Origin of the sequence: Pseudoalteromonas sp. T1lg22 (genome assembly GCF_002964645.1) — a bacterium.
Lineage (GTDB): Bacteria > Pseudomonadota > Gammaproteobacteria > Enterobacterales > Alteromonadaceae > Pseudoalteromonas.
In genome coordinates this window covers 211,674-223,725 of the sequence record NZ_PQBY01000010.1, presented here as the reverse complement: position 1 = coordinate 223,725, position 12,052 = coordinate 211,674, and the positions used below count along the sequence as shown (strand labels likewise).

General features: G+C 50.4%; 10 protein-coding genes. 7 read left to right on the top strand and 3 right to left on the bottom strand.

Annotated elements, in window-relative coordinates; all coding sequences use genetic code 11:
- The 3 genes from C2M24_RS06860 to rpoS all read left to right on the top strand — a co-directional run bounded on the left by C2M24_RS06860 (position 1) and on the right by rpoS (position 2,461).
- Positions 1–579, top strand: coding sequence for a YqaA family protein (locus C2M24_RS06860; protein WP_105213741.1), 579 nt, complete (start codon positions 1–3; stop codon positions 577–579).
- Between the two features lie 18 nt (positions 580–597).
- Positions 598–1,419 (top strand): peptidoglycan DD-metalloendopeptidase family protein, encoded by an 822-nt coding sequence (locus C2M24_RS06855; protein ID WP_105213740.1) that lies wholly within the window; start codon positions 598–600, stop codon positions 1,417–1,419.
- Positions 1,420–1,483: 64 nt separating this feature from the next.
- Positions 1,484–2,461 (top strand): RNA polymerase sigma factor RpoS, encoded by a 978-nt coding sequence (gene rpoS / locus C2M24_RS06850; RefSeq protein ID WP_105213739.1) that lies wholly within the window; start codon positions 1,484–1,486, stop codon positions 2,459–2,461.
- Between the two features lie 72 nt (positions 2,462–2,533).
- Here rpoS and mutS read toward each other — a convergent pair whose 3' ends face one another.
- Positions 2,534–5,128, bottom strand: coding sequence for a DNA mismatch repair protein MutS (mutS, locus tag C2M24_RS06845; RefSeq protein ID WP_105213738.1), 2,595 nt, complete (start codon positions 5,126–5,128; stop codon positions 2,534–2,536).
- A gap of 24 nt (positions 5,129–5,152) precedes the next feature.
- On the opposite strand from mutS, the gene C2M24_RS06840 reads away from it, so the two are divergent.
- Complete coding sequence (locus C2M24_RS06840) at positions 5,153–5,659, top strand: CinA family protein (protein WP_105213737.1); 507 nt, start codon at positions 5,153–5,155, stop codon at positions 5,657–5,659.
- Positions 5,660–5,752: 93 nt separating this feature from the next.
- The gene (gene recA, locus C2M24_RS06835; protein WP_105190628.1) at positions 5,753–6,802 is read left to right on the top strand and encodes a recombinase RecA; all 1,050 of its coding nucleotides are present in this window, start codon (positions 5,753–5,755) and stop codon (positions 6,800–6,802) included.
- A 128-nt stretch (positions 6,803–6,930) separates the two neighbouring features.
- Here the strand turns inward: recA and C2M24_RS06830 are convergent, their stop codons facing one another.
- Entirely contained in the window at positions 6,931–8,088 is a 1,158-nt protein-coding gene (locus C2M24_RS06830) for a DcaP family trimeric outer membrane transporter (protein ID WP_105213736.1), read from the bottom strand.
- A 304-nt stretch (positions 8,089–8,392) separates the two neighbouring features.
- Here C2M24_RS06830 and acs point away from each other — a divergent pair, with 304 nt between their 5' ends.
- Complete coding sequence (gene acs, locus C2M24_RS06825) at positions 8,393–10,333, top strand: acetate--CoA ligase (protein WP_105213735.1); 1,941 nt, start codon at positions 8,393–8,395, stop codon at positions 10,331–10,333.
- Positions 10,334–10,425: 92 nt separating this feature from the next.
- Complete coding sequence (locus C2M24_RS06820; RefSeq protein ID WP_105200794.1) at positions 10,426–11,079, top strand: response regulator transcription factor; 654 nt, start codon at positions 10,426–10,428, stop codon at positions 11,077–11,079.
- Positions 11,080–11,149: 70 nt separating this feature from the next.
- Here the strand turns inward: C2M24_RS06820 and purU are convergent, their stop codons facing one another.
- On the bottom strand, positions 11,150–11,983 hold the full coding sequence (gene purU / locus C2M24_RS06815) for a formyltetrahydrofolate deformylase (RefSeq protein WP_105213734.1): 834 nt from the start codon (positions 11,981–11,983) through the stop codon (positions 11,150–11,152).
- Positions 11,984–12,052 lie beyond the last annotated feature (69 nt).

Below are 12,052 nucleotides of genomic sequence, written 5' to 3'. Positions count from 1 at the left end.
TTGCGCCTCTTTACTGCTTTGTACGACGCCGCGCTGCGTTGGGCAAGACATCGCCATGCTGAGCGTTATCTTGCCGGAATGAGTTTTGCCGAATCTGTTATTTTCCCCGTCCCACCGGATGTTATGTTGGCCCCCATGTGCTTGGCCAAACCTGGTTCGGCCTGGCGCTTTGCTTTGTTGACTACCTTGGCGTCAGTGATCGGTGGCATCCTAGGGTATGCCCTGGGATATTGGCTTTTTGAGCCTGTGGTTGAGCCCTTGATTGCTTCCATGGGTTGGCAGGATAAGTTTGATCATGCCCTGGCCTGGTTTAAGGAATACGGCATCTGGGTGGTGTTTATCGCCGGTTTCTCGCCCATTCCCTATAAGGTCTTTACCATAGGCGCAGGCCTGTTGCAGATGGCATTTTTGCCTTTTTTACTGGCCTCGGCCATAGGTCGTGGAGCGCGTTTCTTCCTGGTGGCAGCGCTGATGAAATGGGGCGGCGCACGCATGGAAGAAAAGTTGCGCCAGTATGTGGAAGTTCTAGGCTGGCTTGTCGTGGGCCTGGCAATCGTTTTATATTTAGTGCTCCGCTAGCTAATGGAAGGGCGCTGCATGAGTTTCAAAAACACCAGTTTATTACTGCTGGTTTCTTTTGTTATCAGCGCCTGCACCTCCCGTACCGGGCCGGCACCAGTTTCCTCCCTGGAAACTGGTCAGGCCAAAGTGACACGTAAAATTCATATAACCGGTGAGCATTACCGGGTGCAAAAAGGCGATACCCTCTACTCTATTGCGTTTAGTGCAAAAAAGGACGTTCGCGAAGTCGCGCAAATAAACGGCATTAAACCTCCTTATACCATTTATCCCAATCAACTCATTTACCTAGAATCACAGTGGCTAAAAAAGAAAAAGCGGGAAAGATACCTTAATTCGAGTAAAAAGCCTAGAGAAACAAGACAAAAAACAGGCGGAAATTTCAAGAAAGAGGTTGCTAAGCCAGTGCAACGGGAGTATGTTCAAAATGCAACTAGTAAAAAAAATGTTAGCAAATCATCAGGAATTGCTAACAAACTAAAGTGGAAATGGCCCACCCAGGGGAAAGTAACGCAAGGTTTCTCCAACCGTGAGAATGGCTTCAAGGGATTGCAAATAGCGAACAAAACAGGAACGGCTATCTCGGCAGCGGCAGACGGTGTGGTTGTTTACGCTGGGGACGCGCTCAGGGGATACGGTAATTTAATCATAGTGAAACATAATGATGATTATCTTAGCGCCTATGCGCACAACTCGCGTTTACTAGTAAAAGAAAAACAGGATGTCAAAGCTGGGCAAAAAATAGCGGAAATGGGCAGTACTGAATCTTCTATCACTGCACTTAGGTTTGAAATACGGTATAGAGGTAAGGCGGTCAATCCGGCAAATTTTTTACCCTAGCGCGACGGGCAATAAGAGTAATTTAGTGTAAGGATATATCTGAATTACACGGGAGGGTATTCTGATGGGTCAAACTGTAAAACTAGAAAGTACGCATGACAATAGCAATGATTCGGACGTTCTTGATGAGCCAAAAGAGGAGCTTCTTGAGGAGGTTGAGGACGATAGTGACGATGAATTGTTTGCCAAAGACGACAATGTCAAAAACCTCGACGCCACGCAATTATATTTAGGTGAAATTGGCTTCTCGCCGCTGCTAAGCGCCGAAGAAGAAGTCTATTTTGCCCGCAAGGCGCTGCGCGGTTGTGAAGCATCACGCAAACGCATGATCGAAAGTAACCTGAGGCTGGTAGTAAAAATCGCCCGCCGTTACAACAATCGCGGCCTGGCATTACTGGATCTGATTGAAGAGGGTAACCTGGGTCTGATCCGAGCGGTGGAAAAGTTTGACCCAGAACGGGGTTTTCGCTTTTCAACCTATGCCACCTGGTGGATACGCCAAACCATAGAGCGGGCTATCATGAACCAAACCCGCACCATACGCCTACCTATTCACGTAGTTAAAGAACTTAACGTTTACTTACGCACCGCCCGCGAGTTAACGCAGCAATTGGACCACGAGCCCACCGCCGAAGAAATAGCCGAGCGTTTGGATAAACCGGTGGAAGACGTAACTAAGATGTTGCGTTTGAACGAAAAAATTTCTTCCGTCGACACCCCGATAGGGGGCGATAATGACAAGGCATTGCTCGATATAATTGCCGATGAAAAGGGCCGCGGCCCAGAAGGGGAAGTGCAGAATAACGACATTAACAGCCATATTGTGCACTGGCTCGATGAGCTAAACCCGAAGCAAAGGGAAGTGTTAGCACGTCGCTTCGGTTTACTGGGCTATGAGCCTCCTACATTAGAAGATGTAGGCCGTGAAATTGGCCTGACCCGTGAGCGGGTACGGCAAATTCAGGTAGAAGCGCTGCGCCGTCTTAAAGACATGCTGCAACATGAAGGGCTGAATACCGAAAGCTTGTTCGAACAGATATAACTTCCCTAAGTTATTAAGATAAGAAAAAACGCCGCTAAATTAGCGGCGTTTTTGTGTTTTTAGATGGTCACTTTACAGCGACTTTAAATGATACAGGGCATCTAACGCCTGACGAGGAGTAAGCTCATCGGGATTGATCTCACCAAGCGCCACTTCGAGGGCGCTGGGCTCGGGCTCAGAGGGTAAGAGCTCAAGTTGATTTGCACCATTGCCGTTTGCTTGGCCATTGCCATTAGCGTTTAAGGCCGGCTGCTGCTCCAGCTGTTTAAGCTTGCGTTTGGCGTTGGTGATCACCGCCTTAGGCACACCGGCTAAAGCCGCCACCTGCAGGCCGAAGCTCTTACTGGCCGGCCCTTCCAATACCTTGTGCATAAAGGCTATGGTGTCGTTGTGCTCAATGGCATCTAGGTGCACATTGACCAGTCCCGACTCCTGCTCCGCCAGTTCGGTGAGCTCAAAATAATGGGTTGCGAACAAGGTTTTGGCATTGATCTTATGCGCCAGGTAATCCGCCGTGGCATAGGCCAGGGAGAGTCCGTCATAGGTGCTGGTACCGCGGCCAATTTCATCCATTAATACCAGAGAATGCTGACTGGCATTATTTAAAATGGTGGCGGTTTCCGTCATCTCCACCATAAAGGTTGAGCGTCCGGAGGCCAGATCATCACTGGCGCCGATACGGGTAAATATACGGTCTACTGTGCCTATATTAGCGCTCGCCGCTGGCACATAACAGCCGATATGAGCCATCAGCACGATCAAAGCAGTTTGGCGCATATAGGTTGATTTACCACCCATGTTTGGGCCAGTTATCATCAACATGCGACGCTGATTATTAAGTTCTATGGGGTTGGCGATAAAGGGGTCGCGCATCACCTGCTCGACCACAGGGTGGCGACCTTCGCTTATGCTGATGGCATCGCCTTCATCAAGCGCCGGCTTGCAATAGTTCAGGGTCAGCGCCCGCTCGGCAAAGTTATTGAGTACATCGAGCTCACTTAGGGATGCCGCTAAACGCTGTAAGCGCTCCAAGTGTGGGGCGATTAGTGTGAATAACTCTTCATAAAGCTGCTTTTCCAGCGCCAGGGCCTGAGACTGACTGCCTAACACCTTGTCCTCATGCTCTTTAAGCTCGGGAATAATATAGCGCTCGTTGTTTTTCAGGGTTTGACGGCGAATATAATGCGCCGGCACCAGGTGCGAGTTGGCGCGGCTAATATCGATATAAAAGCCATGCACCTTGTTGTAGCCGATTTTTAAGGTGCTGATCCCAGTGACTTCGCGCTCACGCTCTTCCATGGCTTCGAGTACATCGGTGGCACCTTGGGAGAGGTTGCGCCAATGGTCGAGCTCTTGGTTATAGCCTTCGGCAATCACGCCGCCGTCGCGAATAAGCACCGGCGGGTTATCGATAATGGCGCGCTCAAGCAAGTGCAAAAGCTCATCGTTGGGCTCACAGGCGTTGGCGATTTGTGCCAGACGTCGTTGCGAGGCGGTGCCGAGCAGATCCTTTAATTCGGGCAACTGTTGCAGCGCCGAGCGTAAACGGGACAGATCTCTGGGTCTGGCGTTGCCCAATGCTAAGCGAGCTACGATACGCTCGATATCGCCGACATTGCGCAGCAAGGGATGGAGCTCAAGGTGCCAGCCCTGGTCGATCAGGGTTTCGATGGCATCAAGGCGTTGGCTCAACTCGTCGCGGCAGCGTATCGGGTTATGAATACGGCGCTTAAGCAGGCGCGAGCCCATGGGTGTGGCGGTTTTATCCAAAACGGCCGCCAGGGTGTTTTCAATGCCACCGCCAAGGTTTTGGGTGAGCTCGAGGTTTTTTCGGGTGGCGCTGTCGAGCACCACGGCTTGACTGTCTTGCTCCAGACTGATGGCATTGATATGGGGCAATGCGGTGCGCTGGGTGTCTTTTACGTATTGCAGCAAGCAACCGGCCGCCACTAATCCCAGCTTGGCATCATTAACGCCAAAACCAATCAGGTCTTGGGTGCCAAACTGCTGGCACAGGGAAGTGATGGCGGTGTCCAGGTCGAACTCCCATTCCGGGCGACGGCGCATGCCCTTGATATGCTCAATAAGCCTGATATCGCTGAAGCCTTCCGAATACAGCAGCTCAGCGGGGTTAAGGCGTTGCAGGGTCGATTTAAAGGCGTCGGCGTCGGCACACTCGACGATATTAAAACGTCCGGAATTAATATCCAGATAGGCCACCCCAAAATAGTCGCCAGTGCCTTGGCACACACTGACCAGCAAGTTGTCCTGACGCTCGTTAAGCAGGGCTTCGTCGGTTACCGTGCCCGGGGTGACGATACGCACTACCTTGCGTTCAACCGGGCCCTTGCTGGTGGCCGGATCGCCAACCTGCTCGCAAATGGCCACGGATTCGCCAAGCTGTACCAGGCGTGCCAGATAGTTTTCTACCGCATGATAGGGCACACCCGCCATAGGGATTGGATCGCCACCGGCTTTGCCTCGGTAAGTCTGCGAAATATCTAATAATTCTGCTGCGCGAATGGCATCATCGAAAAACACTTCATAGAAGTCCCCCATGCGATAAAAAAGTAAAATATCGGCATGTTGTGCCTTAATGCGCAAGTATTGCTGCATCATGGGGGTTTGTTGTTTTATATTATCTTCACTATAGAGATTTGCCGACATGCACTCACTCGAATAAGGATGGTTATGAACTTACAACAAAGGTTTACTGCCAATACACAAACCCTTGCCGCGCAACTGGGCGTTATTTTAACGGATAAGCAGATGATGATCACTACCGCTGAGTCTTGCACCGGCGGTGGCATTGCCTATGCCATTACAGATACTCCGGGGAGCTCACGCTATTTTGCTGAAGCCGCGGTGACCTATAGCAATGAAGCCAAGCAGGAGCGTCTCGGTGTATCAGCGCAAACCCTAACCCAATTCGGTGCCGTAAGCGAGCAAACGGTAATCGAAATGGCCCGCGGCGCAGCCCATGCGGCGCAAGCGGATGTGGCCGTGGTCACCTCGGGCATCGCTGGTCCGGATGGCGGCAGCGATGATAAGCCGGTGGGGTTAGTATGGTTTGCCGTGTACTTTGATCAGCAGGTCTATACCGAAGAGCGCTATTTTATGGGGGATCGCGCCTATGTACGCGAGCAGGCTATCAGTCATGCCCTGAGCATGGTGGTAAAAATTTTAGAATCTGCTTGATACTGTAATTTCATACAGTATACTAAGGTTCATTAAGTCAAGCGTTAATACCAAGCATTATGAGCTTGGCGGTCAATGATTTTGGAGAAAATAATGAACGATAACAAGCAAAAAGCCTTAAGCGCTGCGCTTTCACAAATTGAGCGCCAATTTGGTAAAGGCTCAATCATGAAGCTAGGCGACAGCCAGGCTTTGGACGTTGAAGCCATTTCTACCGGTTCACTGGGTATTGATATTGCCTTGGGTATTGGCGGCCTGCCTACCGGCCGTGTAGTGGAAATTTATGGTCCGGAATCATCGGGTAAAACCACATTGACCTTGCAGGTTGTTGCTCAAGCCCAGCGCCAGGGTAAAACTTGTGCCTTCGTTGACGCCGAGCACGCCCTTGACCCGGTTTATGCCGAGAAGCTAGGCGTAAATGTTGATGAGCTACTTGTTTCTCAGCCGGACACGGGTGAGCAGGCGCTGGAAATTTGTGACATGCTGGTACGTTCGGGCGCCGTTGATGTAGTGATCGTCGACTCGGTAGCCGCACTAACACCAAAAGCAGAAATTGAAGGTGAAATGGGTGACAGTCACGTTGGTTTGCAGGCCCGTTTGATGTCACAGGCATTGCGTAAGCTCACCGGTAATATTAAGCGTTCAAACACCTTGTGTATCTTCATCAACCAAATCCGTATGAAGATAGGTGTGATGTTCGGCAACCCGGAAACCACCACAGGTGGTAACGCGCTGAAGTTTTATTCATCGGTTCGCCTTGATATTCGTCGCATCGGCTCGGTAAAAGACGGTGACGAAGTAGTAGGTAACGAAACCCGCGTTAAGGTAGTGAAGAACAAGGTAGCACCGCCGTTTAAGCAAGCCGAATTTATCATCATGTATGGTGAGGGTATCTCTAAAGAAGGTGAGCTTATCGACCTAGGCGTGAAGCACAAGTTGATTGAAAAATCAGGTGCCTGGTATAGCTACAATGGCTCGAAAGTAGGCCAGGGTAAGTCGAACTCGATTAAGTTCTTAAAAGAGAATGTCGAGATTGCCAATGAGATCGAAGGCAAGCTACGTGAAATGCTGTTGCTAAAGGCCACCATTAAGCCGGAAGAGGGTGAAGTAAACTCGCTTGCCGAAGAGGTGGATGCCGAGTAAGGCATAAAGAATAAGAGTAAGTAAAACCAGCCCCAGGGCTGGTTTTTTTATGCCTGTTCTATGACGTTACAAAATAAAAAAGCCGCCTCCCTTATAAAGGAATGGCGGCTTCTCTATGCTGAACGCAGTTAAAATGCGTACTTGGCGGAGAACTGCAGACGGTCTAAGTCGCCATCTGCACCACTTTCGGTTTCGCGCTCGGCATGCTTAAACTCGACCCCGAAGGTGAGTTTTTTCACCGGTGAGTACAGCAGGTTAGCACTGTAGCTTACGCTGCTTTCGGTGGGGTCGCCGCTATACGCGAGTAGGTGGGTATTGTTATCGGCACTAAAGAAAGAATACAGGAAGGTAGAGCGCAGTTGCTCGTTCCAGTGGTGCTGATAGCCGATAAAGCCTGAGGTAGAGTCTATGGCATCCAAGCCATCACCATCGTAAACGGCGCCATGGGCCACGTTTAAGCCAATATAGCGACCCAGACCCTTACCATGGGTCAGCATAAATTTAATGCTGTCTTGACCCAGGTTATAGCGCCCGGAAACACTGACACCATAAGAGGTTTCATCTTCGTCGGCGCCGCCTTGCTTGTAAGTGAGCTGGCGAGCCAAGCCGGTAACAACGATTTGGCCCCAATCGGCGTTATGGTTATAACGGGCGGTGAAATCCGGTAGGCTGGCATCGTCAGTTTCGACACGGGCGCCGTTAACCGTAATGGTGCTTTCCGGGTTTTCAACGGAGAAGGCCCAGTTACCGATACTGTAGCGTGCCTGCGCCTGACGTACGAACACGGTACCTTCAGCCGGGCCAACAAAATCCAGGGTTTCCGGTAGGGCAGAAACGTTTTGGAAGTTTGACCAAGCCTGACCAAAGAGCCAGCCATCATAAGTGATATAGGCCTGGCGGATACGCGGAGAGTAAGAGTTGGTAACGCGTTCGTTACCGCCAATAGAGGCAATAAAATCCAGCTCTATTTTGGTATCTATGTTCTTGCCGTTGTCTAGTTTGGTGCTGGTACCAAAGTTAAATCGGGATTGGCGCGCATGCATATCAAATACCGCATCGCTGCCATCATCATCGCCAACCGGCGTGGTGCTGGGCACATAAAAGTCGCGGCCAATGCTGTCGCCGGAAATGGTTCCAGCCGAGTAGTCGCTCCACATGGCATCAAGCTTAATATAGCCGCCGTAGCTGACTTCTGTATTGCCTATGGTGGCAGCCTGGGCACTGCCAATTGCCGTACATACCGCAAGTGCAGTCAGTGTTTTCATCATTAATTTTTGTGTTGTCATCATCTTATCCTGTTGCAAGCTAGCTCAGAAAAAATGGTCCTTGATGGCTTTTTAGGCAATTATCTATTGGTCGTACGACTAAGGTATAGCGAGCGAAAAAGGTGAAGTTTTTCCTAAGAGAAGCGGAGACTAAGAACGCCTCTGCGGGCTAATTTGGCTAAGTATTTCGCGCCATTTTTAGCAGGCGTTTTGGCGAAAAAAGTGCTGTTTATAAAGATTTTATACTAAGGTCTAATACTGCAAGACGTGGCCCTGGGTAATGCTGTGGGCAGGCCTAAAGGCAACAAAAAATATGGAGACGGTTATGTCACAGAGCATTTATCCGGTTTTTGAAAACATCAAAAACAACGCATTAGTCGATAACGAAAAATACCAAGCTATGTATCAGCAATCCATCGACGACCCAGAAGCATTTTGGGCCGAGCACGGCCAGCGTCTAGATTGGATCACCCCTTACTCAAAAGTTAAAAATACCTCTTTCGATAAAGGCCATATCAGCATCAAATGGTTTGAAGACGGGCAACTAAACGCTTCTTACAACTGTATTGACCGCCATCTAAAAGATAAAGCCGATAAAACCGCGCTGATTTGGGAAGGGGATGACCCTAGCCAAAGCGAGCACATCAGCTATCAACAAGTTCATGACGAGGTGTGTAAACTGGCTAATGGCCTGCGCAAGCTCGGCGTACAAAAGGGCGACCGCGTTGCCATCTATATGCCGATGACACCACAAGCAGTCTACGCCATGCAGGCCTGTGCCCGCATTGGTGCGGTGCATTCCGTGGTGTTTGGTGGCTTCTCACCTTCGGCCATTGCCGATCGTATTAAAGACAGTGGCGCCAAGGTAGTGATCACTTCCGACGAAGGTCGCCGCGGCGGCAATTGTGTTCCGCTTAAAGCCAATGTTGATGAAGCAGTGAGCCAAGCCGGCGTCACTACGGTAGAGCATGTGATTGTGCATCAGCTGACCGGTGGTGAGGTGCAGTGGAATGATGTTGATATCTGGTGGCATGACCTGGTTGCAGACTTACCAAGCACATGCGAGCCGGAAGTGATGAATGCCGAAGACCCGCTCTTTATCCTTTATACCTCGGGCTCGACGGGTCAACCTAAAGGTGTTGTACACAGCACAGGTGGTTACCTGGTTTACAGCTCCATGACGCACGAATATGTGTTCGACCTGCATGAGGACGATATCTACTGGTGCAGCGCCGATGTGGGTTGGATCACAGGTCACAGCTATATTGCCTACGGCCCTATGGTGAATGGTTGTACTCAGGTTATTTTTGAAGGCGTGCCTACTTACCCAAGTGCTGGCCGCATGGGTGAAATCGTCGATAAACATCAGGTTACTATTTTATATACCGCCCCGACTGCCATTCGTGCGCTTATGGCTAAGGGCGACGAGCCTACCGCCAGCTCAACGCGTACCAGTTTGCGTGTATTGGGCTCTGTGGGTGAGCCAATCAACCCCGAAGCCTGGGCCTGGTATTATGAGCGTATTGGTAACAACCGGTGTCCTATCGTCGATACCTGGTGGCAAACGGAAACCGGCGGCATCATGATCACGCCATTGCCGGGCGCTACCGATATGAAGCCGGGCTCGGCAACCAGACCTTTCTTTGGTATCGCCCCGGCGCTATTTGACGCCGAAGGCAATACCCTTGAGGGAGCCGTGGATGGCAACCTGGTTATTCTTGATAGCTGGCCGTCGCAGGCACGTACCGTATATGGCGACCATGAGCGCTTTGAGCAAACTTATTTCTCTACTTATCCGGGTGTGTACTTTACCGGTGACGGTTGTCGCCGCGATGAAGACGGTTATTACTGGATCACAGGTCGTGTTGACGATGTACTGAACGTGTCTGGCCACCGCCTAGGTACGGCGGAAATTGAAAGTGCACTGGTTGCCCATGAGGCCGTGGCCGAAGCGGCTGTGGTGGGTTATCCGCACGATATCAAAGGCCAGGGTATTTATGTGTATATCACCCCTAACGAGGGTGTGGTGGTGAGCGACGAGCTGACCAAAGAGGTGCGTAATTGGGTTCGTAAAGAGCTTAGCCCTATTGCCTCGCCGGATATGATCCAATGGTCACCGGGTCTGCCGAAAACGCGCTCGGGTAAGATTATGCGCCGTATTTTACGTAAGATCGCCGCAAATGAGCACCAGCAGCTGGGAGATACCTCAACTCTGGCCGATCCAAGTGTGGTTGATGAGCTTATTGAAAACCGCTTGAATCGTTAATTAATCGTTAAGAGCTTGATTAAAGAATGATTCTAAACGTAGACTATCGGCTATTACCTTAGGTAATGGCCGATTTTTTTTAGGAGCGCAGCATGAGTCAGTTTTTAATAGCGGACGATCACCCATTATTTAGAGAAGCCCTGAAAGGCGCGCTGACCAAGCAATTTGAGCCCTTGGAAGTGTTAGAGTCGGATACCTTCGACACCACCTTGGCGGTGCTTGATAAGCATGACGACCTGGATATCTTGCTGCTGGATTTGCATATGCCGGGCAATGGCGACTTGTACGGCCTTATCCGTATTCGTGAAGATTATCCCGATTTACCCATAGCCGTGGTCTCTGGCAGTGAGGACTTGCAGGTAGTGTCTAAGGTCATGGGTTATGGCGCCATGGGCTTTATTCCCAAGTCGTCATCGGCTCAGGAAATCGCCGACGCCATCAATGAAATCCTCGAAGGTGAGGTGTGGTTGCCTGCTGATATCAAAGACAAGGTGGAAGCCATCAGTGGTGAAGACAAGCAGCTTGCGGCCCAGGTTGCATCATTAACGCCACAGCAGTATAGAGTTTTAAGTTATTTACACGAAGGTTTGCTCAATAAGCAAATCGCCTATGAGCTGAATATTTCCGAAGCCACGGTGAAGGCGCATATTACCGCCATCTTCCGTAAACTCGGGGTGTATAACCGCACTCAGGCGGTACTTATTGCCTCCAAGTTGCAGCTTGAGGCCATGGAAAGCCAACAATAAAGAAAAATAAGGCTAACAGGCAAGGCTAGGAGTGCCTTGCCAGCAAGTGCAGCTCTAATCAAAAACCGCTCTAGTCAAAAACCACGGTGCGGTTGTCATTAACAAAGAGCTTATGCTCGGCGGCCAGCTCCAGGGCTTTACAAAACACCAGCTTTTCCACATCCCGTCCTTTTTTCGCCATGCTTTCGGCGCTGTCCGCATGGGTGACATTCGTTACCTGCTGCAAAATAATCGGTCCTTCGTCGAGCTCATTATTCACAAAGTGGGCGGTCGCGCCGATGATCTTAACACCGCGCTCAAAGGCCTGGTGATAGGGCCTGGCACCAATAAAGGCGGGCAGGAAGGAGTGGTGAATATTAATAATGCGCCCGGCAAAACGGGCAACAAATTCCGGGCTTAAAATACGCATATACTTGGCCAGGCCAATCAAATCCGGATTGTATTCGGCAATTTTATCTGCCACCAGGCGGTCATGCTCACTGCGACTTAAGCCTTCATGGCTGATGCAGTGAAAGGGCACATGAAAGCCCTGTGCCAGGGGTTGTAAGTCCGGGTAATTGGCGATCACCGCCAGCACCTGAATATTCAAGGCCTGCTCAAAACACTTTAATAATATCCCGCCAAGGCAATGGGCTTCCTTGGTCGCCAACAAGACCACCTTAACCGGCTCGTCGCCATGGAGCGACAGTGTGGAGTTACTCGGTAAAATTGCTTGTAGCTGAGCCTCCAGGTCGATATTGCTAAAATCGCCATCAAGCTCGGTACGCATAAAAAAGCGGCCATGGGCCTTATCGACAAACTCATTGTTGCGGGTGATATTGAGACCATGCTCAAAGCACAGGCCGGTGATCTTGGCGATTAGACCTTCTTGGTCCGGGCACTGCGCCAGTAAAACCTTTTTCATTCCTCATTCCTGTTTGTGTTACACGAATTGCCATTATGCTCAGGGTTTCACGATAATGGCAATTGTGCT